This is a genomic window from Paraburkholderia rhizosphaerae (genome assembly GCF_004366595.1).
GTDB lineage: Bacteria > Pseudomonadota > Gammaproteobacteria > Burkholderiales > Burkholderiaceae > Paraburkholderia > Paraburkholderia rhizosphaerae.
Genome location: NZ_SORE01000030.1, coordinates 1 through 25701 on the forward strand (window position 1 = coordinate 1; position 25701 = coordinate 25701).

The 25701-nt window shown below is 62.1% G+C and carries 24 protein-coding genes and 2 pseudogenes; 11 read left to right on the forward strand and 15 right to left on the reverse strand.

All coding sequences use genetic code 11. From position 1 onward, the window contains the following. Both BX592_RS28705 and BX592_RS28710 read left to right on the forward strand, forming a co-directional pair. Window positions 1-171 (forward strand): annotated as a pseudogene (locus BX592_RS28705) (FAD-binding protein); the annotation flags it as partial. Window positions 172-498: 327 nt separating this feature from the next. Further along, on the forward strand, window positions 499-3024 hold the full coding sequence (locus BX592_RS28710) for a hypothetical protein (RefSeq protein WP_134196677.1): 2526 nt from the start codon (window positions 499-501) through the stop codon (window positions 3022-3024). A gap of 104 nt (window positions 3025-3128) precedes the next feature. On the opposite strand, the gene BX592_RS28715 is transcribed toward BX592_RS28710, so the two are convergent. From BX592_RS28715 to BX592_RS28740, 6 genes are all read right to left on the reverse strand, one after another. Next, window positions 3129-4526 carry an MFS transporter gene (locus BX592_RS28715; RefSeq protein ID WP_134196678.1) on the reverse strand — a complete coding sequence of 466 codons (1398 nt, stop codon included), beginning with the start codon at window positions 4524-4526 and terminating at the stop codon, window positions 3129-3131. A 172-nt stretch (window positions 4527-4698) separates the two neighbouring features. Then, window positions 4699-5511 (reverse strand): HpcH/HpaI aldolase/citrate lyase family protein, encoded by an 813-nt coding sequence (locus tag BX592_RS28720; RefSeq protein ID WP_134196679.1) that lies wholly within the window; start codon window positions 5509-5511, stop codon window positions 4699-4701. Beyond that, window positions 5508-6926, reverse strand: a complete 1419-nt coding sequence (locus tag BX592_RS28725) for an MmgE/PrpD family protein (RefSeq protein ID WP_134196680.1) — start codon at window positions 6924-6926, stop codon at window positions 5508-5510. The genes BX592_RS28720 and BX592_RS28725 overlap by 4 nt, the downstream gene beginning before the upstream one ends. Window positions 6927-6974: 48 nt before the next feature. Then, on the reverse strand, window positions 6975-8153 hold the full coding sequence (locus tag BX592_RS28730; RefSeq protein ID WP_134196681.1) for a CaiB/BaiF CoA transferase family protein: 1179 nt from the start codon (window positions 8151-8153) through the stop codon (window positions 6975-6977). A gap of 11 nt (window positions 8154-8164) precedes the next feature. Then, window positions 8165-9328, reverse strand: coding sequence for an acyl-CoA dehydrogenase family protein (locus BX592_RS28735; RefSeq protein WP_134196682.1), 1164 nt, complete (start codon window positions 9326-9328; stop codon window positions 8165-8167). 49 nt (window positions 9329-9377) lie between these two features. Then, entirely contained in the window at window positions 9378-10220 is an 843-nt protein-coding gene (locus BX592_RS28740; protein WP_134196683.1) for an HTD2 family dehydratase, read from the reverse strand. Window positions 10221-10556: 336 nt separating this feature from the next. Between BX592_RS28740 and BX592_RS28745 the strand changes: the two are divergent. The 3 genes and pseudogenes from BX592_RS28745 to BX592_RS28755 all read left to right on the forward strand — a co-directional run. After that, a pseudogene (locus BX592_RS28745) lies at window positions 10557-10703 on the forward strand (SDR family oxidoreductase); the annotation flags it as partial. 235 nt (window positions 10704-10938) lie between these two features. Continuing rightward, window positions 10939-12099, forward strand: a complete 1161-nt coding sequence (locus BX592_RS28750) for a winged helix-turn-helix domain-containing protein (protein WP_134196684.1) — start codon at window positions 10939-10941, stop codon at window positions 12097-12099. 145 nt (window positions 12100-12244) lie between these two features. Beyond that, entirely contained in the window at window positions 12245-13177 is a 933-nt protein-coding gene (locus BX592_RS28755) for a LysR family transcriptional regulator (protein WP_134196685.1), read from the forward strand. A gap of 90 nt (window positions 13178-13267) precedes the next feature. Here the strand turns inward: BX592_RS28755 and BX592_RS28760 are convergent, their stop codons facing one another. The 5 genes from BX592_RS28760 to BX592_RS28775 all read right to left on the reverse strand — a co-directional run bounded on the left by BX592_RS28760 (window position 13268) and on the right by BX592_RS28775 (window position 16909). After that, window positions 13268-13969, reverse strand: a complete 702-nt coding sequence (locus BX592_RS28760; protein ID WP_134196686.1) for a hypothetical protein — start codon at window positions 13967-13969, stop codon at window positions 13268-13270. A 278-nt stretch (window positions 13970-14247) separates the two neighbouring features. Continuing rightward, window positions 14248-14430 carry a hypothetical protein gene (locus BX592_RS28765; protein WP_134196687.1) on the reverse strand — a complete coding sequence of 61 codons (183 nt, stop codon included), beginning with the start codon at window positions 14428-14430 and terminating at the stop codon, window positions 14248-14250. 122 nt (window positions 14431-14552) lie between these two features. Beyond that, a complete protein-coding gene (locus tag BX592_RS34950) occupies window positions 14553-14681 on the reverse strand; it encodes a hypothetical protein (protein WP_279589213.1) in 129 nt (42 codons plus the stop codon). A gap of 558 nt (window positions 14682-15239) precedes the next feature. After that, window positions 15240-16262 (reverse strand): zinc-binding alcohol dehydrogenase family protein, encoded by a 1023-nt coding sequence (locus BX592_RS28770; protein WP_134196688.1) that lies wholly within the window; start codon window positions 16260-16262, stop codon window positions 15240-15242. A 260-nt stretch (window positions 16263-16522) separates the two neighbouring features. Beyond that, the gene (locus BX592_RS28775; protein WP_243849771.1) at window positions 16523-16909 is read right to left on the reverse strand and encodes a hypothetical protein; all 387 of its coding nucleotides are present in this window, start codon (window positions 16907-16909) and stop codon (window positions 16523-16525) included. Window positions 16910-17252: 343 nt separating this feature from the next. Between BX592_RS28775 and BX592_RS28780 the strand changes: the two genes are divergently transcribed. The 3 genes from BX592_RS28780 (at window position 17253) to BX592_RS28790 (ending at window position 19821) form a co-directional block, all read left to right on the forward strand. Continuing rightward, on the forward strand, window positions 17253-18611 hold the full coding sequence (locus BX592_RS28780) for an NAD(P)/FAD-dependent oxidoreductase (protein WP_134196690.1): 1359 nt from the start codon (window positions 17253-17255) through the stop codon (window positions 18609-18611). 429 nt (window positions 18612-19040) lie between these two features. Beyond that, complete coding sequence (locus BX592_RS28785) at window positions 19041-19382, forward strand: DUF4148 domain-containing protein (RefSeq protein WP_134196691.1); 342 nt, start codon at window positions 19041-19043, stop codon at window positions 19380-19382. A gap of 76 nt (window positions 19383-19458) precedes the next feature. Continuing rightward, on the forward strand, window positions 19459-19821 hold the full coding sequence (locus BX592_RS28790; RefSeq protein WP_134196692.1) for a DUF4148 domain-containing protein: 363 nt from the start codon (window positions 19459-19461) through the stop codon (window positions 19819-19821). 144 nt (window positions 19822-19965) lie between these two features. Here the strand turns inward: BX592_RS28790 and BX592_RS28795 are convergent, their stop codons facing one another. From BX592_RS28795 to BX592_RS28805, 3 genes are all read right to left on the reverse strand, one after another. Next, window positions 19966-21285 (reverse strand): ATP-binding protein, encoded by a 1320-nt coding sequence (locus tag BX592_RS28795; protein WP_243849772.1) that lies wholly within the window; start codon window positions 21283-21285, stop codon window positions 19966-19968. Then, on the reverse strand, window positions 21282-22022 hold the full coding sequence (locus BX592_RS28800; protein WP_134196693.1) for a response regulator: 741 nt from the start codon (window positions 22020-22022) through the stop codon (window positions 21282-21284). The genes BX592_RS28795 and BX592_RS28800 overlap by 4 nt, the downstream gene beginning before the upstream one ends. 127 nt (window positions 22023-22149) lie before the next feature. Continuing rightward, the gene (locus tag BX592_RS28805; protein ID WP_134196694.1) at window positions 22150-22521 is read right to left on the reverse strand and encodes a GFA family protein; all 372 of its coding nucleotides are present in this window, start codon (window positions 22519-22521) and stop codon (window positions 22150-22152) included. Window positions 22522-22780: 259 nt separating this feature from the next. Here BX592_RS28805 and BX592_RS28810 point away from each other — a divergent pair, with 259 nt between their 5' ends. Together BX592_RS28810 and BX592_RS28815 are read left to right on the forward strand one after the other, a co-directional pair. Beyond that, window positions 22781-23161: a tautomerase family protein gene (locus BX592_RS28810; protein ID WP_134196695.1), complete on the forward strand. Its 381-nt coding sequence runs from the start codon at window positions 22781-22783 to the stop codon at window positions 23159-23161. Window positions 23162-23222: 61 nt separating this feature from the next. Then, entirely contained in the window at window positions 23223-23813 is a 591-nt protein-coding gene (locus BX592_RS28815) for a TetR/AcrR family transcriptional regulator (RefSeq protein WP_134196696.1), read from the forward strand. Window positions 23814-23860: 47 nt separating this feature from the next. Here the strand turns inward: BX592_RS28815 and BX592_RS28820 are convergent, their stop codons facing one another. Continuing rightward, window positions 23861-25099: an MFS transporter gene (locus BX592_RS28820; RefSeq protein ID WP_134196697.1), complete on the reverse strand. Its 1239-nt coding sequence runs from the start codon at window positions 25097-25099 to the stop codon at window positions 23861-23863. Between the two features lie 268 nt (window positions 25100-25367). Between BX592_RS28820 and BX592_RS28825 the strand changes: the two genes are divergently transcribed. Then, complete coding sequence (locus tag BX592_RS28825) at window positions 25368-25631, forward strand: hypothetical protein (protein WP_134196698.1); 264 nt, start codon at window positions 25368-25370, stop codon at window positions 25629-25631. Window positions 25632-25701: the final 70 nt, after the last annotated feature.

Consider the following 25701-nt stretch of genomic DNA (forward strand, 5'->3'; position numbering starts at 1 on the left):
GTCGCGGTCGGCATCTCCGGTGCGATCCAGCACCTTGCCGGCATGAAGGACTCGAAGGTGATCGTCGCGATCAACAAGGACGCCGAGGCGCCGATTTTCAGTGTTGCGGATTACGCGCTGGAAGCCGATCTGTTTGCGTCAGTACCGGAACTGGTCAACGCCCTCCCCTAGGCCATACTGCTGTCGCAATATCCCACGCCCCGAAGGTTGGACGCAGTTCCAACCTTCGGGGCTTCTTTTTTTATGCTCGAGTAAGACAACACGTCAGTGCCGCGCGCGATCACACCTCGTTAACAGTTTCTGAACGTCTCCAGATATATCAATCCGGTTGATCGCCCCTTTTCTGTTTCGCTTTCTATAATCGTTCGTACTCAACCATGACGAAAGCAAACCATCCATCCATTTTATTTAGCCATCCCAATTTTCATAAAATTTATCAAAGATGTAAAAACAACGACAGGTGAAGTTGTTCAATGTTTGATGTTTCAGGGAGGCACTATGAAAATCGAATACGACGCTGTCATTGGGTCCGGCGCCGGGCAGTGGTACGGCCAGATAATCGTCTCCGATCTTCGTTATGAAGATGGGAGCGCCGTGCAGGTCAATCAGTATCTGGCCATGACGTTCAATGCGCCGGCCGCCATCAGTGACACCGACATCTACATGTCGTTTGCGCAATCATGGGTAAGTACCGGCGTCTCCGTTCAGTCGGTTCAGATCGACAGCAACCTGTTTTCCATTTCAGCGACGCTCGACTTCGCGCAGTCGCATCTGATGGATGTGAACGACCGCATCACGATCGGCGTGAACGGCGATCTGACGAAAGATCCGAACGCCTACCTCGGTTCCTTCGTCATTGCGGCGGACGCAGCGCCTGATGTAAGCGGCGCGGCCGCGGTCACCTGCTCGGCCGCGCCCGACCCGGCACTGTCCGCAGTCGCTCCCATTGTGAAATTTATCCGCGGCAGCGAGATCACGCCAGTGACACTCGAATACGGCGCGACAGTCAATCAGACGCTCGCGCAAGGTGACTACACCATTCAAGGCGACAACGTCAGTACAGTCGACGAGACGGTGATTGCGCCGCTAGTCATCGCTCCCGCTGAAATTACCGTGAGCACCAACACCACTGTCCCCGTGAATGTGTCGTTCGGTGCGACGCAACTTTCGAGCGCGCTGGATATCGCGATCGGCGCACTGACCGGCCTTGAAACAGAAACGCTGAAGGTCACCCTGGTCGACACGACCAACGACAGCACGCTCGCCGCGTTTACAAGCAGAATCAATACGACCACATCGTTGCGCCTGCTCCCTGCCAGCGGCACCGCAGAGCTCAGAATCGACGACATCCTGGTCAACAATGTCGACTATAGTTTCCAGCACGTCGACATCGTGCTCGCGAACCAGCTGCAAACGATCGCGATCACCGATTTACTGGTCGACGCGATACCGATCGACACGACAGGATTCGTCACCGTTCCCGTTCACGTAACCGCCGATGCGACCCTGACGCAGCAGATCACGTTACGCCTATCGAGCGGTGCGATGAATTACACCCAGACGATCGACGTCGAAACGCAACTGACCTGTTTCGATGTCCCCGTCAAACCCGATACCTATACCGTCTCGGCCGAGGCTTTCCTGTTCGGCGGTATGGTGTACACGGTGGATACCCCTGCCGAACTGGTCGTCACCGGTGCAACTCCCGCACCGCTCGAAGTATCGATCCAGGCATCGGCCAACCTGAACGTGCCGGGGTTTCCTCCGTATCTGTCCTTCGGCGGCTGTGCGGACCTGACGCCGGGCAATCAGGCCGATTTCGTCAGTGCTCGCGCGTCGTCCGTGTTCAAGTATGCCGGCAACGATGGCGCAGGCGACCCTAACACCTATCTCACCAACGACCCCGCGACCACCACCACGATCAACCTCGCACGCAGCATCGAAACGGCGTTGGGCGGGCAGCCGGTGCTGCCGGTGATGATCTCGTACACGTGCAACCTGTCGCTCGGCAACACGCCCGGCATGCTTGCCAATGCCGATCAGCACGCGCACAGCTTCGCGAATCTGATCCTGACGCTGAACACAGCCAACACGGCAATCGACGGCGCGCATCCAGTGCCGACCGGGATCATCGTGAACCCGGATTTCATCAGCGCATGCCAGCAAGGCGGGATCTCGGCTAGCTACGCAATGCCCGTGCGCACGCCGCTCCAGACCGCGTTGGATCACTGGGCGGTCGACGTGCCGATACCGTCCAGCATTACCGAAGATGTGACCGGCTATGTCGCCGCCGTCAACTGGCTCTTCTATACGGTCGCGCCGAAGATCGTCTTCGGCTGGCAAGTGAATTTGTGGGGCGTGGGCCGATCCGAATGGATCTACGAAGACGCGGACCCGCTCGATATCGCGCAGCAAACCGCCGCGTATATCGACAATCTGGCGGTGTACCACGGACCATGGCAACCGCACTTCCTCGCAATCGACCGCTACGAAGCCGACGATTTCACCCAGCGCGCTTATGTGAACGGCTATTGTTACGGGCCACGCGAATGGGACCGCTATTTCGACTTCTGTCAGGGTCTAAGCCGCGCGCTCAAACTGCCGGTGATGCCGTGGCAGATTCCCGCGAGCCGCACGCCGAACACAGGCGATCTGGTGAACGCGGACTTCGATAGCCAGCACTGGGGCACCGGCGGCAGTTGCATCCTCGGTGACCCGGCAATCGGCGCCGACTATCACAACGTGCACCCGGCCATTCTCGCGCTGCAATTTCCTTCTGCGTTCACAGCCGATATGGGCGCAACGGCCGAAGATATGTTCATCCGCTCGGAGCCGTTCGATATCAGCCGGCCCGTTTACAGCGACTTCCCATTGCGCGGTATTTTCGCCGTGCTGCTCGGCGGCGGCTCGACGACGGGGATTATCTCGACAGTGGGCAACCCCGAGCCGTGGACGCGCAACAAGCTGAATGCGTACATGGACGATCCGATCCGGTTCGACAACGCATCTGGCCGGCGCGGCTAACGGGTTCGTCGAACGCTGATGACAGGCACTCCAAAGGTCGGTTTAGCCCGATGTCGGAGTGCCATTCACGTTACTCGCACCATCCGCGTTACTCGCGAGCCGCGCTAAACCTGCGTGGACCGATTCACGACCACGCCGACCGCGCCTGTTTCGTCGCCCGGTACGATCTCCGGCGCAATCGCCTCGAGCGTCTGCTGGCTCGTTTCGATCCGCAACACGAGGATCGCGAGGCTCATCAGTATCAGCACCGCGCTGACCATCGATACGACGCCCGTCACACCAAAATGTGTGTACAGCACAATCGCCACGTATGGCGTCGACATCGACGCCGCGCGCCCGCAGGTTCCGGCCACGCCGGTGCCGCGCAGCCGGTGCGTGGTCGGAAACAGTTCCGGAATGTAGCCGAACAGGCCGAGCGTGCACACGGTGTAGATCGTCGTCACCAGCGCGAAGCCAACCACCGAAATGGCCGCGGGGTCGCGCATCTGCACATAGATATAACCGAGCACCACCGTCAGCACCGAGAACAGCACCAGCCCGTTGCGCCGCCCAAGCCGGTCCGCAATAAAGTACCCGACGATTGCACCCGCCGGCGCGCCGAACGACATCAGCAGCACGAACCCGAGCGACTGCACGATGGTCAAGCCTTCCTTCACGAAGAAGGTCGGCAGCCACGCGACAAAACCATACAGCGACATATTGATCGCCATACACGTCAACGCGGCAACCAGCGTGCGGCCGATCACGCCGCGCTCGAATAGCGCGGAAAATGGCGCACGCGGTGCTTCGTGGTTGAACACGTGCGCAACCGGCGGCAGCTTCCCGACTTTCGCCGCCACCTCGCGCTCGATCGCCGCAACGGTCGCTTCCGCTTCGTCGAGGCGTCCGACCGTCTCGAGCCAGCGCGGCGACTCCGGCATCCGGTGCCGCAACACCCAGACGATCATCGCGCCGACACCGGCAATCGCGAACATATAGCGCCAGCCCAGATGCGGAATCACCCAGTAACCGATCGCGGTCGCGCCGAGCAGACCCGAGTTCGTGATCAGCGCGAGCAGCGAAATCCAGCGGCCACGCGTACCGGGCGGCACGAACTCGCTCAACGTGCCGGCCGCGACGACCAGCTCCGCACCGAGGCCAATGCCCATCAGCAGACGCAGCAGAATCAGCCAGTAAATATTGGGCGCGAACGCCGCGGCAATCGACGCCAGTCCGAAGATCGCGAGATTCGCCTGATACGAATAACGGCGGCCGAAACGGTCGCCGAGATAGCCGGACAAGCCAGCGCCGATCATCATGCCGAGAAACGTCGCGGAGATGAAAAACGAGCCGACGTGCAGATCGGTGAACCCGCTCTTCACCATCGCGGCCAATGCGCCGTTCGCGAGATAGATGTCGAAAGCGTCGAGAAAGGCGCCCGCTCCGATCAGGAACAGGATCTTCCAGTGAAACGACGTAATGGGCAGGCGATCGAGGCGAGCGCCCGAATTGACGATAGCCAAATCCGTCTCCGTTTTGTTTGTGTTCGAAACCGTTCGCCGGTGCTTTCCGAGCGAGCACTTGCGTGCACCGAGCGCACGGCGATGCGGTACTACGATGTTGAAAGAGTGCCGTCAGAGCCGCGGCCACGCAATTTGCTTTTTTCAAACGCGGCATTCAGCAAAACTGAATACGTCAGTCGTTGCGGCGCGGCGTGTCGGCAATGCGCTGCGCCTTCAGAATGACCGGCATATCGACCATCCTGCCGTCGAGCGCGACCGCCGCGCCGCCGCTTTGCGCGACGGCTTGCAGCACGCGCCTCGCCCAATCATATTCCGCTTCGCTCCATGCATATGCGCGATGCACGGCCGCCAGCTGCTTCGGGTGAATGCACAGCTTGCCGCCGAAGCCGAGGCGCCGCGCATGGCGTGCGTCCGCTTCGATCGATTGCGCATCGTCAATGACCGTCGATACGCCGTCGACCGGCGCCGCCAGACCGGCAAGCCGCGACGCGAGCACGATGCCCGAACGGAACGCGATCAGTTCGTCCTCGTGCGCTTCCATGCCGAGATCGACCTGGAAGTCGAGCGTACCGAACATCAGGCGGTCGACCGATTCGGCGCCGCACACTTCATCAAGCCTTGCATAGCCCCGCGCCGATTCGATGATCGGCGAAACCGTGAGCCGCGCATGCGCGAGCTTGCGAATCGCCGCGATCGACGCGCTGTCTTCGGCCTTCGGCAGCACGATGCCGGCGACGCCAGCATGCGCGGCGAGCGCGGCGATGTCGTCGGCGAACCATTCGGTTTGCGCGCCGTTGATGCGCACATAGACCGGCGCCGCGGCATCGAGCCCCGCTAGCACCGCGTCGCGCGCGAGCGCTTTTTCAGCGGGCTGCACCGCATCTTCGAGATCGAAGATCACCGCATCCGCACCCGCGTTGCGCGCCTTGCTGAAACGTTCGGGCCGGTTGCCCGGCACGAACAGATACGAGCACGGCGCGCTCATGCGGCAACCGCCGCTTTGCCGACGACGCCGCCGACGATGCGTCCAACCCGCTCCTGCTCGACAATGCGCCACGCGTCATCGAGCAGAGGCTCGACCTGCGCGTCGCCGAGCGCGCCGGAAAACTTCACCAGTTGCCTGAGCTTCGTCGAAATCTCATCGCGGGACAGCGTATTGCCCGGGTCGCCCTTCGGTTCGTCGACACGGCCGTGCAGCACGCGCCCATCGGTCAGGGTCACGCTGACCTTGCCGATCCAGCGCGCCGGATACGCGCGATCGACCTCCTCGTCATACGCCATCTCGACCTTGCCGCGAAACGCGACAACCGGGTCCGCGAGGAAATGCTGCTCAAACTCGTTGACACCCGCATAGCCGTAGTGACTGACCATCGCGAGCACCGTGCCCATATTGAACTTCGCCTGGTGCACAGTCTGCGGCTTGACGACCGCGCCCAGCACGTCGATCGCGCCCTGATGCACATGTGCGACGACGCGCTCGATCTCCTGCGGTTTCAGCTTGTTTTTGACAAGCACGTCGAGCAACGCATCCGCAGCCGGATGCGTATGGCGGCACGCGGCGTGATATTTGAACGACGTTTCGACGGTCGCCCAGCGTTCGCCAAGCCGATCGACGAGCTTGGCCGGATCGGCATCGCTCGACATACCGGCCGCCATGCCTTTCGCGCCTTCGAGAATGCGCTTTGCACCCTTGAAGCCATCGGCCGCGAGTTCCGCCGCCATCAGGCCGTTTGCAGCGGCCATCGCGGTATGCAGTTGCTTCGAATCCGCGGCATCGCGCAGAAACTCCCAGAGACCGGCCGCTTGCGTACCCGCGGAACCAAACGCGTCAAGCATCGCGGCCGGCGACAGCTTCAACAACCGGCCGGCGGTTGCCGCCGCCGCAACGGTGCCCGCGGTGCCGGTCGTATGAAACACCTTGTAGTGCGAGCGACCGAGAAATTCGCCGATCCGGATGCCGACTTCGTAGCCCGCCACCGCTGCGGTAATCATCTCGCGGCCCGATGCGCCGAGTTGCTGCGCGAGCGCCAGTGCAACCGGAAACACGACCGCGGCCGGATGAAATACCGAACCGTTATGCACGTCGTCCTGTTCGACGAAATGCGACGCCGCACCGTTCACCATCGCCGCGAAAAACGGCGACGTCCGGCTGCCGTCGACCAGCACCTCAGCGGGACCGTCGTCCGGCCCGGTCACGCGCGCAAAGCGGGCGATGCTTTCGACGGGTCGCGCGCCCTTGCCCGCGAGCGCGGAGCCGAGCCAGTCGACGTACAGATTGACGGTGCGATCGACCACTTCACGCGGAATGCGCTCGAATGCCAGATTGGCCGCAAAGGCAGCGAGCACTTCACTCTGGTTGCCTGGGCTGCTTGCAGTCGCGGCCGCTGGGGTGGAAGTCATTGTGTGTCTCCGGAGTTCGTTCGGGAATGCCGTTCAGTTCGGCGCGGTTCAGATTGCCTTCGCGCTGCGCAGCGCGGCGATACGCGCGGCGTCGTAGCCCAGTTCGCGCAAGATCGAATCGGTATGCTCGCCAAGCGCGGGCACCGCATCCATGCGCGGCGCGAAATTCTCGCCAAGCCCCGGCGGCAGCAGCGCGGGCACCTCACCGGCAGGCGTGCGCACCGAACTCCAGCGTTCGCGTGCCTTCAATTGCGGATGCGCCCATACGTCCTGCATCGAATTCATTTGCGCGTTCGCAATACCTACGTTGTCGAGCCGTTCGATAACCTGCGCCGCGCTCATGCTGGAGAATGCACGCACGATAATCTCGCGCAATGCATCGCGCGCGGCGCTGCGTTTCGAGTTCGATGAGAAGCGTTCGTCCGTCGCAAGTTCCGGCTGACCGAGCACATCGTCGCAAAAGAGCCGCCATTCGCGCTCGTTTTGCAGGCCCATCATCACGATTCTGCCGTCGCCGGCCATAAACGGACCGTACGGGTAGATCGTCGCGTGCGATGCGCCGGATAGCGCGGGCGGCGTTTGCCCTTCAAACGCGTAGTACATCGGATAACCCATCCATTCGACCATGCTCTCGAGCATCGATACGTCGATCCGGCAGCCTTTGCCGGTGCGGCCGCGCATCAGCAGCGCACTGAGGATGTTCGTGTACGCGTACATGCCCGCCGCGATATCCGCGATCGAGCAACCAGCTTTCGCGGGAGCGTCCGGCGAACCGGTAACGGACAGGAAACCGGCTTCGCTCTGGATCAGCAGGTCATACGCTTTCTTGTCGCGATACGGGCCGTTTTCACCATACCCGGAAATATTGCAGACAATCAGCTTCGGATGCTCGGCCGACAACGCGTCGTAGCCCAACCCAAGCCGCTCGGCCGCGCCCGGCGCGAGGTTTTGCACCAGCACATCCGCATCGGCCAGCAACGCGGCGAGAATGCTCGCCGCGTCCGGGTTCTTCACGTCGAGCGTCAAGCTTTCCTTCGAGCGGTTTGTCCACACGAAGTGTGACGACAGCCCATTCACGCGCTCGTCGTAGCCGCGCGCAAAATCGCCGGCACCGGGGCGCTCCACCTTGATCACGCGTGCGCCGAGGTCCGCGAGCTGCCGCGTGCAAAACGGCGCGGCAATCGCATGCTCGAGCGTCACGATCTTGATGCCATCGAGAGGTCGCATGATCGGCTCCATCAGAACGAACGCGGCAGACCGAGAATATGCTCGGCCACGTACGACAGAATCAGGTTCGTCGAGATCGGCGCAACCTGATACAGGCGTGTTTCGCGGAACTTGCGCTCGACGTCATATTCGCTTGCGAAGCCGAACCCGCCGTGAAATTGCAGACACGCATTGGCCGCTTCCCACGATGCGTCCGCGGCGAGCAGCTTGGCCATATTCGCCTGCGCGCCGCACGGCTCCTGCGCGTCGAAGCGGCGCGCCGCTTCGAAACGCATCAGGCTGGCCGCCTCGACATTGACGAACGAGCGCGCGATCGGAAACTGCACGCCCTGGTTCTGCCCGATCGGTCGGCCGAACACGATCCGTTCTTTCGCATACTGCGAGACCTTGTCGACGAACCAGTAGCCGTCGCCGATACATTCGGCGGCGATCAGCGTTCGTTCGGCGTTCAGTCCGTCGAGAATGTATTTGAAGCCCTTGCCCTCTTCGCCGATCAGGTTTTCCGCGGGAATTTCGAGGTTATCGAAGAACAGCTCGTTGGTCTCGTGATTGACCATATTCGCAATCGTCTGCACCGACAGCCCATGGCCGATCGCGTCGCGCAAATCGACGATAAAAATCGACATCCCTTCCGATTTGCGCTGCACATCCGCAAGCGGCGTCGTGCGCGCGAGCAGGATCATCAGGTCTGAATGCTGGACGCGCGAAATCCATACCTTCTGGCCGTTTACAACATAACGATCGCCGCGCCGCACCGCGGTCGTCTTGATCTTCGTCGTATCGGTGCCGGTGGTCGGCTCGGTCACCCCCATCGACTGCAAACGCAGTTCGCCGCTCGCGATCTTCGGCAAATAGCGTTGCTTCTGCTCCTGCGAACCGTGCCGCAGCAGCGTACCCATGTTGTACATCTGCCCATGGCACGCGCCCGAGTTGCCACCCGCGCGGTTGATCTCTTCCATGATCACCGACGCTTCAGTCAGGCCGAGGCCCGAGCCGCCGTATTCCTGCGGAATCAGCGCGGCGAGCCAGCCGGCCTTGGTCAATGCATCGACGAACGCTTCCGGATAGCCGCGCGCTTCGTCGATCTTGCGGAAGTATTCCGCGGGGAACTGCTGGCACAAGTCGCGCACCGCTTCGCGGATGTCGGCGAATGAATCTGAATGGGTGGTCTGCATGATCGAATAACAGCAATCGGTTGAAAGTCAGGCGCAGCGGTGGAGGCGGTCAGGCCAGTTGCGCGGTCGCGCGCATCGTCAGATAGCCTTCGTGGTCCTTCGCCCAGAGTTCGACGGTCTTGCCGTCGGCGGACGGCACACCGCATACGGTGAATGGACGATTCGCGAAGGTCGGGCGCTGCGCGCGAAATTCGAACCGGCGCACGACGGCATCGGGTTGCTCGCGGTGCACGAGGTCGATCAGAAACGTCGCGATCAGCGGCCCATGCACGACCAGATCCGGATAGCCCTCTTCCTTCGTCACGTACGGGTAGTCGTAGTGAATCCGGTGACCGTTGAAGGTCAGTGCCGAGTAGCGGAACAGCATCACCGGGTCGGGATGAATCTCGCGGCTCCAGCGTTCGCCGTCCGGCGCCCGCTCGGCTTGCCTGGCCCCCTCCGACGGCGACGGCGGATCGCGATAGACAATGTCCTGCTCTTCTTCAACCGCGACGCGTCCCGCTTGCGCAACGCGGTGCGACACCGTGACGAACACGAGCTTGCCGGTGCGGCCGGCCTTTTCGCTGACTTTTTCGATGGTCGATGTGCGTGTCGCGATATCGCCCATTTCGAGCGGCGCGTGGAAAGTCAGGCGGCCGCCCGCCCACATGCGCCGCGGCAACGCCACCGGCGGCAGAAAGCCGCCGCGCTTCGGATGACCATCCGCGCCGACTGCGGAAAACGGCGACACCGGCAGAAAGTACAACCAGTGCCAAAGCGGCGGGACCGCGCCCGGCGGGACGGCCCGCTCGAGCGTGGCCGCCAGCGCGGTGACGGGATAGGCGCACAGGTAGTCGTCGTGGGATTCGCTGCGTCCTACCCACGCGTCGAGTGACGGATTCGGTTCTGACATGCGTGTCTCCAGCCAATATGCGGGTTTGGTGACAACTATGCACCGCGCGCCGGGCTTTTCGAAGTTGTTATTTCTTAAGGGCGCGTTCGGGTTTTATTAATTCCGTTACTGCTTGAGACGGGTATACCGGCCGCGTGTTGCGCCGCCCTCACCCGCGTACGCACCCGCTCTGCCGCGCCAGGCTTGCCATTTCCGGGGCGCAAAAGCTTTTCTATCCCGGTTGCTGACTTCTTCTCGTTTGCGACAAAGCGCCGCAAAACCGATAGTGCTTTCACTGAAAGCCCAATTCACTTGCGCTTTTCCACTAACGGATGGAGAGCATCATGAAGCTGAAAGATAAGTGAAGTCGGCGCGCCGGGCTTGTCGATCCTGTCGGCGACAAAGGCCGCGGTGCGCTCCCTCGTCCGTTCGCGCGGCGCGGAACTGGCGCCGCGCGGCATCCGCGTGAACGCGGTAAGCCCCGGCCCGATCGCGACGCCGTTTCATGACCCAGATCTAGCTTACCGTTGCGGACGCAACCAACGATTTGCTCGTCGTGCGCTTTGGCAAGCGTGACGCACGCGTTCCAATTTCGCACACCGCACTGCAACACCGCCGCTGCGAGCACACTGCACGCGACGGCGGTGTTTTGCGTAAAATCGGCATGCCCAAGCGAATCCAAGCGAATCCAAGCGAATCCAATCGAAGCCAATCGAAGCCGAATCGCCATCAGACGATCATGCCGCGCACGTCCACCCTGCCTGCTCCCGCCGCCATCACGCAAGCCGACGCGCGACGCATCTGGCTGCACGCGCAGCGGCTCGACACGCCGGAGCCGTTCGGCGCCGATGCGAACGCAACGCTCGCCGCGATCGAACATCTCGGCTACGTGCAGATCGATACGATCAATGTGATCGAGCGCTGCCACCACCATATTCTGTGGAGCCGCATCCCCCAGTACAGGCGCGAGCACCTGTATCAGGCGCAAAGCGTCGACAAGACGGTTTTCGAATACTGGACCCATGCGCTGTCGTACGTGCCGACCCGCGACCTCAAGTACTACCTCGCAGATATGAAGTTGCATCAGACCACGCCGAAGACCTGGTTCAACTCGGTCACGCCGGCGGATCTGCGCAAAGTCGTCACGCGCATTCGCAAGAACGGCGCGTTGTCGATCCGCGATATCGACGACGATATCCCGGTCGAAAAAGACCACCCGTGGGCAAGCCGCAAGCCATCGAAACGCGCGCTGCAACTCGCGTTCTTTATCGGCAAGCTGACCGTCAGCGAACGCTCTGGCATGCTGAAGACTTACGAGCTGATCGACCGTCATTTCAACTGGGAGCGGCCGCCGAAGCGCGCAACGGAAAAAGAGACCACCGATTATCTGCTTGAGCGCGCATTGCGCTCGCAGGGTGTGGTGAGCCTCGACTCGGTGTGTCACCTGAACGCGAAACGCAAGCCGCTGGTGCGCGCGGCAATCGATATGCGCGTGAAAAAGGGGCTGCTCGTGCCGGTGACGATCGAAGGCGCGGGCAAGATCGAGCATTGGGCCGCACCGCAAACACTGGCCGAGATTCCCGCGCAAGCGGAAGGCGTGCATCTCCTGTCGCCGTTCGATCCGCTGATCATCCAGCGCAAACGGCTCAGTCTGCTGTTCGGCTACGAACATCGCTTCGAAGCGTATGTGCCGAAGGAAAAGCGCGTGTACGGTTACTTTGCGTTGCCGGTGCTTGTCGATGGCGAAATTGTCGCGGTAATCGACCTGAAGGCCGATCGCGAGCGCCGCGCGCTGCAAATCCAGCAATGGAGCTGGATCGGCACGCGCAAAAGGCAACCGCTGAAGGCCGCAATCGAAAGCAGACTGCACAGCTTCGAGCAATTCCAGTTCGCTTCCTGATGGCCGATGCGGGTGCTCGATCTGACCGATGCGCAGTTCCCGGCTGCCGGCCTCGTGCTGAGGGTCGACGCTCGCGCGGCGTCACGCAAGTGGTAAGCTCGGACACCCCGTAAACCGCGGCAAAACAGCGCCCGAGGCCCTCCCGATGCAACGACAATTCGACGACCTTCTGCTGGGCAGCATCGAACTCTTTTGCCTTGCCGCGGAACTCGGCAGCTTCACGCTGGCCGCGACTGCCGCGAGCGTCACGCCGGCGGCGGTCAGCCGCTCGATTGCGCGGCTCGAGGAACGGCTCGGTGTGCGGCTTTTTGTACGCACGACGCGCCAGATCCGTCTGACCGACGCCGGGCGCCACTATTTCGAACAATGCCGGGCGGCGCTTAATCAGCTGGTCGACGCCGAGCGCGAAGTGACCGGCCAGCAGACCACGCCGAGCGGCCTGCTGCGCATCAGCATGCCGACACCGTACGGGCACTATCGGGTGCTGCCAGTGCTCGCCGAGTTTCGCGCGCGCTTTCCGAACGTGCAGGTCGAAACGCACCTGAGCAACCGCAATATCGACTTCGCCGATGAAGCGTTCGATCTGGCGATTCGCGGCAAGGCGCCGGTCGATTCGACCCTGATCGCACGTAAGCTCGAAGACGCGGAACTGGTGATTGTCGCGTCGCCCGCCTATCTGAAGCGCGCGGGCACGCCGCAATCGATCGACGAGTTGCAGATGCACGATTGCATCCAGTTCGAATTGCCGAGTAGCGGCCGTCCGGTCCCGTGGATTTTCAACGACAACGGTGAAGAGCTCGAACTGGTGCCGCATGGCGGCTACGGCGCGTCGGGCGATGTGCTGGCCGGCGCGACGCTCGCGCGTCACGACGCCGGTCTGTTTCAGACGTACCGGTTCGTGGTCGAAAGCGATTTGCGTGAAGGACGGCTCGTCGAAGTGCTGCGGGATAAGGGGGGGCGCTCGCGGCCGTTTATTCTGCTGTACCCGCATGCACGGCACCTGTCGTCGCGGGTGCGCGCGTTCGTCGACTTCCTGGTGGACAAGCTCGCGGTGCGGGGGTCGCCCAGCGCCACGTGAAGTGCGGCGCGCGCGGCCGCCGCATTGCCGCCGCTACCGTCTTCGCACCTTCGTTGCACCAGCCGCAGGCCGCTGCGCCGTAGCAGCAGGCTACTTCGTCAGGCGCAGCTTCGTCGACAGCACACTGCCGTCGCTGACGTCGATCAGCCAGACCTCATCGACATCCGCGTGCAGCGTCGACGTGCGCGTCGTGATGTCGGTGGGTTCGTCGTCGGTCGGGTCCTGATGATCGTGCCGGTCGGTCAGATACGGCGGCACCAGATGACATACCAGCGCAATCGCGAAATCGCCGTTGGCCGCGTCGAATGCGGACTTCGACAGCTTGAGCCGGCCCTGCGCGGTGGCCCGCTTACCTGCTGTTACCAGCTCGATTCGGTCGACGGTCTGCACGTAGCCTTTCGCCTTCGCGTCGGGCGCAATCACGAGGCGCCGGCCGCTGGATCCGGTGACCGTTTTCTTCAGCACAATGTAGCCGGGCCGGTCGTCGTCGGCGAGCGGCACGTCCACTTTCAGGAGCCGTGTGCGCGCCTGGTAAAGAATACCAAGCGGCGCATTCACGACGAACACGAAGCTGCGCTCCTGAGGGTCGACGCCGGACGCGGCGTGGGCACGCGACGCGCGATGCGGCAGCTCGGCGACGAATTCGCGCAGGCGGGTCGTCACCGAACGCTTACCGGCGTCTTCCGGCTTGCCGGTCAACGCGGCGCGCACGGCCATCGGGTCGTCGCTGTGGAATGTGGCATCCGGCTTCTGCTGCGCGGCAACGCTGCTCGCGCAAAACATCAGCGTCAACGCAAGCGCCGCGAAACATGGCCATGGCCGTATGTGGATCACCCTTTGCAACACGCCCCCCGCTTTTATCCGGTTGTTATGACAAAAGAGGCGCCATCTTGCACTATGCGATTCGTCGTGCCGACGCCTCGCGCGCGGGTGATTGAACCTGGGATCGATCCCGGAATCGGAGCTCCGGTTGGACTGACAGTCCGCCTCTGTTCCCGCGCGCAGCGCACAGTCTATTGTAAGACTGCCGTATTTGCAGCACCGGCAGCTTTGCGGCCGCTGCGCCCCGTCTAACGGTGACCCGCTTCGTCGATCATCCACTCCTTGAACGCAACGATCGGCGGCGTCTGCGCGGTTTCTTTCCGGTGCACCACATAGTAGGCATGCAATTCGTCCGCTGCGCCCACGTAGCTCAGGTGGCGCGCTACGGCTTCGAAGGCTCGCAGCGCATTCAGGTGTTGGGGCACGCGCATGCAAAGCGTGGAGTCTCGTTGTGCAGAAGCGCTTCATGTTGACAGTCCGTCAACGCCCAGTCAATCACGCCATCGGTCGTGCGTGTGCGGCATGCGAAGCGCCGCGCGCGCGGCCGGTACGCCTACTGGATGCAGATCCGGCTCAGATCGACGGTACGCCGGTACACGTTCTTGTTCAGCCACGGCACGAATGTGTACTCGTCGTACGCGTTGCTTCCGATGTAGATCCAATGATGAAGAACGTTCAGCATGACAGCCTCCAGACCCAACGGGCCGCGGATGTCAGGCCCTATGAACCAAGCTTAGACATCCTTTGCGAAGCCGGCCATTGTCGGTGAGTGTCGTCCAATCGTTCATCTGCATAGCGGCCACATACTCGCGTATAGGCCCGTCATGCAATGGTTGCGCGGTGCGCGGCAGCGCGTCGGGAAGGAATAAACCTGTGGGTACGCGTGGTGAACGAAGGCCAATTTACAGCATTGCGTCTCGCCTTTTCCACGTAACCTGCATGTAACCGTTAATCTCGACGATGGTTACGATAACGTGTCAACCGGCGTTCGAACAAAGCGCGAATGACAGGCTGAATGACAGGCTATTTGCAAGTTTTCGCGGCACATAGCCGCGTTGCAGCGCGCATTGCAGGCGCCGCATTCGCCGCAAACGGTGCCGACACCGCACAGCCCGCGCGGCTCATATCGTTGCACGATCAACCAGAGCATTCGCTTCATTGCAACGGCGCGGAGCTAGCGAACCCATGCACCGTGTCACGAATGTTGCACACGCAACGAAGCGAACGCCCCGCGAGCCGGTTACTGTCCGAACCCTTCGAGCACGATCTTGCCCTTCGCGCGATGGCTTTCCAGCAGTTGATGCGCGCGCCGCAGGTTCTCCGCGTTGATCTTGCCGAAATGCTCGCCCGTGGTGGTCTTCAGCATGCCGCTATCCACGAGTTCGGCGACCTTGCAGAGAATGTCGTGCTGCCGGATCACATCGGGCGTGTCATAAAGCGAGCGGGTGTACATCAATTCCCAATGCAGCGACGCGCTCTTGCGCTTGAGCAAGCGCACATCGATCATTTCCGGGTCGTCGATCAGGCTCAACCGCCCTTGCGGCGCAAGCGCCTCGACGATCTGCGCGAAATGCTGGTCGGTATGCGTGAGCGACGCGATGTATTGCGCTTCGCGAACGCCGATGCGCGCCATCTCTTCGGCGATCGGCTTTGCATGGTCGATCACATGGTGCGCGCCGAGATCCTTCACCCACTGTTGCGTTTCCGCGCGCGACGCGGTGCCGATCACGGTCAGCCCGGTCAACTTGCGCGCGAGTTGAACCATGATCGAGCCGACGCCACCGGCGGCGCCGGTAATCAGCAGCGCACCGCCATTGGCCGTGTCGCCGAGCGTCGGCACTTGCAGCCGGTCGAACAGCATTTCCCACGCGGTCACCGCGGTAAGCGGCAACGAAGCGGCCGCCGCGAAGTCGATGCTGTCCGGCATGCGCCCGACAATGCGCTCATCGACCGCGTGCAGTTCGCTGTTGGTGCCCGGTCGCATCAGCGTGCCCGCATACCAGACGCGATCGCCCGGTTTGAACAGCGTGACCTTCGAACCAACGCTGCGCACGACGCCCGCCGCGTCCCAGCCCAGCACCACCGGCACATTGCCTTCGGCCTTGCGGCTCTTGCGCACTTTGGTATCGACCGGGTTCACCGATACCGCGCGAACCTCGACGATCAAATCGCGTTCGCCCGCTTGCGGCTCCGGCAGTTCGATATCGATCAGCGCCTTCGGATCGGTGATGGCGAGAGGCTCGTAATAACCCACTGCTTTCATCTGTGTTTCTCCGGAATTCAGATTGTTTTTCGTCAGTCGCGCGCACGCATCGACCGCGGCGCGCGAGCATCGGCGGTTCGGCCAACGGGCGAAGCGTTGTCACAAAACTTTCGCAAAGACCCGCATGGCCGGTCGTGGCCAGCGCCGAACGACACCCCGTCGCGCCTGGCGTGCGCGTCCGGAATGGTACGTGAGTCGGCGAATCGGCGCTGGCCGTGCACGCGTTCACGCATAAAGGACAAGACCGTCTGGCGTTCGCTCTAATGCCGTGTCGCAGGTGGCTGCCGGCTTGCAGGATTCGTATCGACCCGCGCAATGTCCTTGATTTCCGAGCGATCGACGAGGACGGACAGCGCCGTCTGCAATGAATCGGCCACCTGCCGGTCGTAGACCGCTTCGTCGCCGACGTAGACCGTGAAGGTTTCGAGGTACTTCGCCTTCTTCTCGGGGTTGTCGATCGTGTCGCGCGTCCACTCGTAGAGTGGATAGTGCTCCGGCCCGACGCGTTCGGCCTCGTCCACATATTCGGCGAACGAGTCGTACACGCACATCATCGACGCACCATGCTGGCGCAGTACGTCATGAAGCGCAGCGTGCGCCGCGCACGAAGGGTCACCGCGCAACTCGGCTGCAAGGCGCGCCGACATGATGACTCTGAGCTGAAACTTCCAATTACCTTCCATCTTCGCGTCGCACTCCCATCCGTTCACCAACGATAGGCGATGTAAGGGACCTCATTCTATCCGACGTACCGGATCGACATCGCGCACAAGCGTTCACCGGATCGCATCTTTTGCCGAACGCCCTCGTGACGATGAGCGAAATTCATGCCGATGCATAGGATGTCGTAGCACGGTCGTTCAGCGGATCGAGGAATAAGCCTGCCCGTTGGGTGTTACATGAACAGCGAGTGTTACGTCAACCGCAGGTGTTTCAGTAGCGGATCGGCGGTTCGCGTTGCTGATCGGCTCATCGATTTACGGACCCGAAATGAAAAATCGCTTCTCTGAACAACACGCGATCGTGATCGGCGCGGGCATCGGCGGGCTGGCCGCGGCAGCGGCGTTGTCCCGTCATTTCGGGCAGGTGACCGTGCTCGAGCGTGACCAGTTGCCGTCGGATCCGCGTCCAAGGCCCGGAGTCGCGCAAGGCCGGCATCTGCACGGACTGCTTTCCGGCGGTTCGGCCGCGCTGTGCGAACTGTTTCCTGGCCTCGAGGCTCACCTCCTGGCGGCGGGCGCGCAAAAGTCGGATGCGGGTGCGGATGTCCGTTTCGAGTTGGCTGGCATGCCCGATCTGCCACGCCGAAAGCTGGACGTGTACACGTATCTGTTGTCGCGGCCGCTGCTCGAAGGGTTACTGCGTGAGCAGTTGCTGAAGCGGCAGAACGTCACGTTGCGCGATTCATGCCGTGTGACCGAAATCGTTGCGGATGAGAGCGATCGAGTCGCGGGCGTGCGCTTCGAAACACGAGAAGGCCGGTATGACGCATCGAGCGCGACGCTGGTCGTCGACGCGAGCGGACGCGGCATGCCAACGCTCGCGTACCTGAAGGCAACCGGTCGCCCGATGCCGGACGAAACCGTGATTGGTGCAGATATCACCTACGGTTCGGCGGTCTACACGTTTCCGCGCGGCGCGGAGCCGGACTGCAAAGTGGCAATTTCATTTGGCAAAGCGCCCGAACAACGTCGCATGGGTTTACTGTCGGTACGCGAGCACGGCTTGTGGGACGTCGTGCTCGGCGGCCGCCTCGGCGACCTGCCGCCCGTCGAAGAAGATGCGTTTCTTGCGTTCGCCGATGCCCTACCGACGCGTACGATCGGCGACGCCTTGCGCAAGGGGCGCCGGGAATCGCCGGTCATCCGCTACGGTTACCCCGAAAGCCGTCGACGCCACTTTACGAGCATCGCCGATTTCCCGATCGGCTTGCTACCGATCGGCGACGCTGCCTGCAATATCAACCCGATGTTCGGGCAGGGGATGACGGTCGCCGCGAAAGAGGCGCTATTGCTGGAATCGCTACTGTCCGCGGCGAGCGGCCAGTCGGATGCGCTTCAAACGATCGCGCCGGAATTTCTCGAAGGCATAGACAACCTCGCGAATACACCGTGGCGGACAGCCGCGTCGATCGACCTCGCCTACCCGGAAACGACCGGCGTTCGCCCGCCCGACATGCAGCAAAGCGCCGAGTACCAGGCGGCTATCATGCGGCTCGCCGCGGACGACTTCGACCTTCACCGGCTGATGGTCGAAGTCCGGCATTTGCTGAAGCCCGGCAATCTGCTGCATACGCCGGAACTCAGGCAACGGGTGCAAGCGCTGCAACAGCAAAGCACCACGCCGTAGCCTATCCCTATCGTGTCGATAGTCGAGCGCGCCCGAGCGGCGCAAATCGGCTTTCGCACCGTTCCATGAGGCCTGCAGGCGTGCCTCCAGACGCATCGCACATCGCTGCGCCACCGCCTCCAAGCCCGCCCTTCCACCGCCGTCCTCGCTTCGATCAATCTCAATCCGCCGCCCCCCGCCGGCGCTGAATGCGCATCGGTAAAAAAAGTGGGAATAAAGAAAGGTTGGGTCTTGTTTGTCACTACGTAGCACGCAGCCAAACGCTTGTGACTGCAGACGGGAATAAATTCAGACGATACGGTGTTTTGCTCCTCGTAACGCCTGACGCTTGCACCGCAGCGCAGCCGGAACAGCTGGAATAAAACGCGAACACCCCGTGTTCGTCCCGATGAAACGGAACAATATTTTCACTCTACTTAGGAATTCAAAATGAACGCGAAAACGCTTATCGGCCTTTCATTGATCGCCTTCACGTCGTTTGGCATCGTCAACAGCGCATCGGCGGCGGAAAAGACCCGCGCACAAGTGCGTCAGGAACTGATCGAAGCGGAGAACAACGGCTCGCGCTTCGTGACCGAAACGTCGTACCCGGATGTCAGCCCGATCTACCAGCAACAGGTCGCGCGCATGCAACAACGCAACGATAGCGGCGTCGGCGCCGGCACGACGGGCACGAGCCAATCGGGCCACCGCACCGCGCTCAACGCAACCAGCACGGCGGCGAATTGCGTCGGCCCGGTCAGCTTCTGCAACCCGTACCTCGGCGGCTAATCGGGCAGCCGTTTGGTCTCAGCGGTGCGCCGCCAGCGCCGCGCAACGACTCACACAACTTATTGGACATGACATCATGAAAAAGATCGCCACGCTTCTGGTCACCGCGGCTGCACTCACCGTTCCGGTTTTGAGCTTCGCGCAAGGCGCGGACCAAGGCCTCACTCGCGCCCAGGTGCGCGCCGAACTGGTGCAACTCGAACAGGCCGGCTATAACCCGCTGACTGCCGCCGACGCAAGCTACCCGCAAGACATTCAGGCTGCCGAAGCGAAAGTCGGCGCTAGCCAGATAGCGACGGCGACCGCGCAAACGAATGATGCGGTCGGCGGCATGTCCGAATCTGGCAAATCCGATTCCGGCAAGCGCACGACGTACTCGATGCCTTCGCAAACGTGCGTCGGCCCGGTTAGCTTCTGCAATATCTTCTTTGGCAGCTAAATGAGCGTCGCCGCCGCGCGATGCGGCCACCGCTGCACGCGATGCCTGCATGCCGCCATGGCTGCAGGCATCGTCGTTTCTGCGGAACCCCTCAGCGTGTTTCCCGGCGATGCGCTGGAAAGAGCACCGTTGCGACCGACCGGTCTAGAAAGGCTTTTCCAGCACGAGCGTGGCCTCGAGCCCACCGCCCGCGCGATTCCTCAATTCGAGGGTTGCGTTCATCGCCAGCGCGAGTTGCTGCGCGATTGCCAGCCCCAGCCCACTGCCGCCGATGCGCGGCCGCCCTTCTGCTTCAAGCCGGAAAAAAGGCTGAAAAACGGTTTCGAGCTGGTCCGCTGGAATACCTGGCCCGCGATCGAGCACGCTGATCGAAATCCGCCGGTCGTTTGACACCGCTGTCGTCAATTCCGCAGCGCCGGAGAATTTGACCGCGTTATCGAGCAGATTCGCGAGAATGCGGCGCAACGCTACCGGACGCGTGACGATCGGCGTGCCGATCGATCCGGATAACGTGACCTTTGCGCCGGCATCTTCGTAGTCGGACACGAGGCTTTCGAGCAGCGCGTCCGGATCGACGCGGCGCGGCGGCTCGGCCGCGCCATGTAACGCCCGCCCATAGGCCACGCCTTCGCGCACCAGTGTTTCCATCTCGGTCAGATCCTGCTGGAATTTGATCCGCTCGGCGGCGTCGTCGAGCAGGTCCGTGCGAATACGCATCCGCGTGATCGGAGTTTGCAGGTCGTGCGAGATCGCAGCGAGAATCTGAATGCGTTCCTTCATGTACTGGCGGATACGGGCTTGCATCGCGTTGAACGCTCGCGCTGCATGCACCACTTCGTCAGGCCCGGATTCCGGGAGCCGGGTAGTGGTCATATCGGGGCCGAGCGTGTCAGCTGCGCGCGCGAGCTGGATAAGCGGCCGCGTCGCGAGTCTCACTGCAAGCCATGCGCATAGCGCGATTACCACCAGCTGCACGCCCAGCACCACCGGTAACCCGTACGACAGCGGAATGCGCGCAACCGGACGGATATCGATGGTAAGCGGCGAGCCGTCGCTCAATTGCAGATGCGCTTGCAGATGTTCGCGCGTATCGGGCACCGCGTTCACCGAAACAGGAAAGCGCTGGCCGATGCTGCGCTCGATCGCCGCGCCGATCTGCTCGGAGAGCTTCGCATCAGGCGCCGCGCCACCGACGCCGGCACCCAGCAGAAAACTGTAGTTGCGCCGCATCAGCCGCGGCAGCCACTCAGGGCGCTCGCCAGCCGGCACGCGATCGAGCAGCGCAACCGCGGTCGCGACGTCACGTTCGAGATTGCTGATCATGAATGTGGTCTGCGCGTCGTCACGTTCGGACATCGTCGCCCAGAACGCGAGAAACTGCGCGAGCGCGAGGCCCGCGAAAAAGATCAGCGTCAGACGCACGAACAGCGTGCGCGGACCTCTGAACAAACCCGAGACGTTCACTGGTTACCTTCCTGCGGCGTCACCGCAGCCGAGAATACGTAGCCCTCGTTGCGCAGCGTCTTGATGTAGCGCGGGTCTTTCGCCTCGTCCTTGAGCCGCTGCCGCAGACGGCTCACGAGCAGATCGATCGAGCGGTCGAACGGCTCGGTCTGCCGGCCTTGTGTCAGCGTGAGCAGCTGGTCGCGCGTGAGCACGCGCTGAGGATGATCGACGAATACGCGTAGCAACCGATACTCCGCGCCGCTTATCGCGACCATCGTGCCCTCGACGTCCAGCAGATGACGGCCGATCGTATCGAGCTTCCATTCGCCGAACACCAGAAACTGCGGCGACTCCGCACGTTCGAAGCCGTGCGGCGCCATACGCGAGCGGCGCAAAATCGCACGAATGCGCGCGAGCAGTTCGCGCACCGCAAAGGGCTTGACCAGGTAGTCGTCCGCACCGACCTCGAGGCCAACCACGCGGTCCGTTTCATCGCCGAGCGCGGTCAACATCAGGATGGGAATCGTGCGCCACTGACCGGCCCGCAGATCGCGGCACAAATCAAGTCCGTTTTCGCCTGGCAGCGTCACGTCCAGCACGATGATGTCCGGCCGCTCGCTAGCCAGCACCGCCCACATCTCGCGACCGCCGCAGGCCTTGGACACCCTTGCGCCGTTCTTTTGCAGGTAGGTGCCGATCAGCTCACGAATCTCGCGGTCGTCATCGACGATCAGCACGTGCTCGACTTTCTCCATTTAGCCGCCCCTCTTCCGCCGCGCGGCTTCGTCTGCATGTCGGAGTACGCGCACGCGCAGCTCAAAGGGCGGACCAGCTCGATGGCAGCCAGGCTGAAGATCAGGCACAACGATGCAACGAGGCGATTCATACGTCGCCCGCGAGGCTAAGACTGGCACCGTCACTGACGGTCGCGTCAAGGGCATAAGGATTGACTCCGTGCAGACAACCGATATTGGCGCGCCATAGACCCCGGTCTTTCCGCGTCTGATGAAACGGATAGACGCCGCAGTGGCGGCAGAAGAAATGCCGGGCCACCTGTGTATTGAACTGATAGACCGCGAGGTCTTCGCTGCCGCTGATTATACGGAGGTTGGCCTCGGCAAAGGTCGGCGTCATCAGCGCGCCGCGGCGCCGGCACAGGCTGCAGTTGCAGCGCACCGCGGGTGTGATCGGAGAGTCGATCTCGAACCTGACCTTGCCGCAGTGACACGATCCTTCATAGGTGGTGGTCGTCATTTGAAACTCCATCTGTGGAACTGAAGTGTCGCACCGCGGCTATGCCGGACGATGTCGCCATGTTGCGGATGTGTATCCTGATGTACAACTGCGCGCGCCTCCCGGCTAGTCACGCATGGTGCCCGACTGTGCGGGACCTGACTCCGCAGCTCCGCTCTTCATACGAATAAATTACGACAAGCATTTATTGAATACATTTCCGCCGTCATCTATTATGGGCTGACGGAGCACGCGCACCACCTTACCGAGGAGCCACCTTATGCCGCTCGTACGCATCGACCTGCTCGCAGGACAATCTTCCGAATACCGCAGCGCCCTTGCCGACGAAGTCTACAAGGCGATGACCAGCACCCTGAAAGTGCCTGAGAATGACCGCTTTATGGTGATCAGCGAGTACCAGCCCAGCGATTTCATTGCCGATCCGACCTATCTCGGCATTAGCCGCTCGCGCGACTGCGTAATCGTGCAGATCACGCTGAATGCCGGGCGCGACATCGACATGAAGCGCACGTTCTACAAGGCGCTGGCCGATGGGTTGCATACACGCATCGGACTGCGTCGCGAAGACCTGTTTATCAGCCTCGTCGAAGTTGCAAAGGAAAACTGGTCTTTCGGAAACGGCATCGCACAATATACGTAAATGGCGATGTGCTAACGCACTGTCTGCGTTATGCTCACGGCATCCCTCCTGGAGAATTGTCATGCCGCGTGTATCCCGCGAACAAGCCGATAAAAACCGTGCCGTCATCGAAGCGGCGTCAGCGCGACTGTTCAAGGAGCACGGGCTCAACGGCGTATCGGTGGCCGACATCATGGCGACGGCGGGTCTGACGCACGGCGGGTTCTACGGCCATTTCGAATCGAAGGACGAACTCGCCGCGATCGCCTGTGCGCAGGCGTTCGACGAATCGGTCACGCGCTGGCGTTCGCTGATCAAAGACAGCGCCGATGAACGATCGCTCGTCGATGCGCTAGCGAAGCACTATCTGAGCCCCACGCAGCGCGATCGGCCAGGCCTGTCATGCGCGGCTGCGGGCTTCGCGGTCGACGTCAGCCGCGAAGCCGCCGACAAGCCCATTCGCGGCACCTATCTGCGTGGCATCCGGTCGATGATCGATGTGTTGATGTCGTTCTCTAGCGCACGGCGTTCGAAGAAAGTGCGGCAACGCGCGATTGCCCGGCTATCGATGCTGATCGGCGCAATGACGCTCGCGCGCGCGGTGAGCGACGACCCGCTATCCGACGAAATTCTGGCATCGGCTCGCGAAGCGCTGCACACCGATCTCGCGTAAGCGACGGCCGCGAGTGCGGCGCGTCATCGCTCTTTCAGAGCGAACAATCAGGACGCAGTCGACTCACGTTTCACAAAATGTTCGCGATCGGTCGCGAAGTAGATCAGCGCGATCAGCGGAAAGGCAAGGCCTACGAGCGAGGTCAGCGGCCATCCCCCCTGCGCGTACGACCATCCGCCCAACGCCGAGCCGATGGCGCTGCCTGCAAAAAAAGTCGTCATATAGATGCCATTGACGCGCGATCTGAATGGCGCGCCGAGCGAGAAAATCGCACGCTGACCCAGCGACATGTTCGACGACACGCCGAAATCGAGCACGATGCCCGCGACGACCAGCAGCGTAAGCGAGAGCGGCGCACCCGGTTGCGCCGCATGCGCGAGCAGCAAAGCCGCGAACACCGCGAGCATCGCGACCGCGGTAGCCGGCCGCGTCCAACCGCGATCCGCGGCGCTACCCGACACCGTGGCGGCGATCGCACCCGAGACCCCGACCAGTGCAAACAATGCAATGCCACCTTGCGATAGCCTGAACGCCGGCCCGGCGAGCAGCAAAGGTGTGGTTGTCCAGAACAGGCTGAAGGCCGCGCCGAGGCATCCGGTATAAGCCGAGCGACGCCGTACGACCGGTTGCGTGAGCAGCAGCTGCCGCATCGAAGCAAGCAGTTCGACATAACCGGGCTTCGACAGTGGCTCGCGCGCCGGAAGCGTGAGTGCAAGCAACACCATCAACGCGATCATCAGCGCCGCCGACAGATAGAAGACGGTGTGCCATGACGACGAGATCTGCGTGACCAAACTCGACGCCGGCCGCGCCAGCATGATGCCGAGCAGCACCCCGCTCGTCACGTTCCCGACCACGCGCCCGCGAATCCGCTCCGGCGCGAGATGCGCCGCGTACGGCACGAGCACGTGAATCGCGACGCTGCCGACGCCGATCAGACACGCGGCGACCAGAAACAGCGCACTGTGCTGCGACCACGCGGCGCCGAGCAGTCCCAGCGTCGCAACGCACAGCAGCGTCAGCACAAGGCGCCGGCTTTCAACCAGGTCACCGAGTGGAACGATCAGCAACATGCCCACGCCGGTACCGATCTGCGTCATGGTCACAATCAACCCGGTCGCGCCCTTCGCAACGGCAAGCGATGCGCCGATCAACCCGGCGAGCGGCTGCGCGTAGTACACGTTGGCAGCCATCAGGCCACATGAAAAGGCCAGCAGCAGCACGAGCCACGGCGACACACGGTCGTTTAAGCCAGCCGGCCGGGCCGCCTCGATAGTCTCTTTCATAGGCGGGAATCCATAATGGAAAGCCGCATTTCCAAAATAGACGAAGTGCGGCAAAGCATGCGAGCGATACTGGCGTATCGACAACAGAACACTTTTGCACTCGCGACTATTCCTGCCTTGACCGGAACAGAACGTTTCACGCGCTCAGCAGGACGCACTGCCGGCAACCGGTAGCGCACGCTGGCAGCCCCCATCGCGCGGCAGTAGACTAGTCCGCGGGCGTCTGGACGGCCGAAACCGGCGAACTCACTACGGATGGAGGTTCAAGATGGATCACACGAAACTGACCGCACGCTTTCCGACGGTCGATGTGGAACTGACGCGGCGTGAGCTGCCTGAAAAGAACGGCGAAGTCGTGACGATTCATATCACCGCGACGCCTTCGTTCGACGCGGCGGCCCGATGGCTATTGCAGCCAAACGTGTTCGCTTTCGCGACGCCACTCGTGCTATGGGCCGAGATGATGCGGGTATGGCAGCCATGGTTGCCGGCCGCGTTTGCGCCAGTGCTGTCGTTGCCGCGCCCCGAATAGCCGCGCGTACGTCGCGGCATGCAGTGAGCCACTACTCTGCCGCGCAACGTTTATGTCCGCGTGCAGATTC

Excerpts from the sequence above, each read along its gene's own strand:
- BX592_RS28710 (WP_134196677.1), top strand. The coding sequence starts at position 499 with ATGAAAATCGAATACGACGCTGTCATTGGGTCCGGCGCCGGGCAGTGG.
- BX592_RS28720 (WP_134196679.1), bottom strand. The coding sequence starts at position 5,511 with ATGAGCGCGCCGTGCTCGTATCTGTTCGTGCCGGGCAACCGGCCCGAA.
- BX592_RS28725 (WP_134196680.1), bottom strand. The coding sequence starts at position 6,926 with ATGACTTCCACCCCAGCGGCCGCGACTGCAAGCAGCCCAGGCAACCAG.
- BX592_RS28730 (WP_134196681.1), bottom strand. The coding sequence starts at position 8,153 with ATGCGACCTCTCGATGGCATCAAGATCGTGACGCTCGAGCATGCGATT.
- BX592_RS28735 (WP_134196682.1), bottom strand. The coding sequence starts at position 9,328 with ATGCAGACCACCCATTCAGATTCATTCGCCGACATCCGCGAAGCGGTG.
- BX592_RS28740 (WP_134196683.1), bottom strand. The coding sequence starts at position 10,220 with ATGTCAGAACCGAATCCGTCACTCGACGCGTGGGTAGGACGCAGCGAA.
- BX592_RS28750 (WP_134196684.1), top strand. The coding sequence starts at position 10,939 with ATGCCGCGCACGTCCACCCTGCCTGCTCCCGCCGCCATCACGCAAGCC.
- BX592_RS28755 (WP_134196685.1), top strand. The coding sequence starts at position 12,245 with ATGCAACGACAATTCGACGACCTTCTGCTGGGCAGCATCGAACTCTTT.
- BX592_RS28765 (WP_134196687.1), bottom strand. The coding sequence starts at position 14,430 with ATGCGCGTGCCCCAACACCTGAATGCGCTGCGAGCCTTCGAAGCCGTA.
- BX592_RS34950 (WP_279589213.1), bottom strand. The coding sequence starts at position 14,681 with ATGCTGAACGTTCTTCATCATTGGATCTACATCGGAAGCAACGCGTAC.
- BX592_RS28770 (WP_134196688.1), bottom strand. The coding sequence starts at position 16,262 with ATGAAAGCAGTGGGTTATTACGAGCCTCTCGCCATCACCGATCCGAAG.
- BX592_RS28775 (WP_243849771.1), bottom strand. The coding sequence starts at position 16,909 with ATGTCGGCGCGCCTTGCAGCCGAGTTGCGCGGTGACCCTTCGTGCGCG.
- BX592_RS28780 (WP_134196690.1), top strand. The coding sequence starts at position 17,253 with ATGAAAAATCGCTTCTCTGAACAACACGCGATCGTGATCGGCGCGGGC.
- BX592_RS28785 (WP_134196691.1), top strand. The coding sequence starts at position 19,041 with ATGAACGCGAAAACGCTTATCGGCCTTTCATTGATCGCCTTCACGTCG.
- BX592_RS28790 (WP_134196692.1), top strand. The coding sequence starts at position 19,459 with ATGAAAAAGATCGCCACGCTTCTGGTCACCGCGGCTGCACTCACCGTT.
- BX592_RS28800 (WP_134196693.1), bottom strand. The coding sequence starts at position 22,022 with ATGGAGAAAGTCGAGCACGTGCTGATCGTCGATGACGACCGCGAGATT.
- BX592_RS28805 (WP_134196694.1), bottom strand. The coding sequence starts at position 22,521 with ATGACGACCACCACCTATGAAGGATCGTGTCACTGCGGCAAGGTCAGG.
- BX592_RS28810 (WP_134196695.1), top strand. The coding sequence starts at position 22,781 with ATGCCGCTCGTACGCATCGACCTGCTCGCAGGACAATCTTCCGAATAC.
- BX592_RS28815 (WP_134196696.1), top strand. The coding sequence starts at position 23,223 with ATGCCGCGTGTATCCCGCGAACAAGCCGATAAAAACCGTGCCGTCATC.
- BX592_RS28820 (WP_134196697.1), bottom strand. The coding sequence starts at position 25,099 with ATGAAAGAGACTATCGAGGCGGCCCGGCCGGCTGGCTTAAACGACCGT.
- BX592_RS28825 (WP_134196698.1), top strand. The coding sequence starts at position 25,368 with ATGGATCACACGAAACTGACCGCACGCTTTCCGACGGTCGATGTGGAA.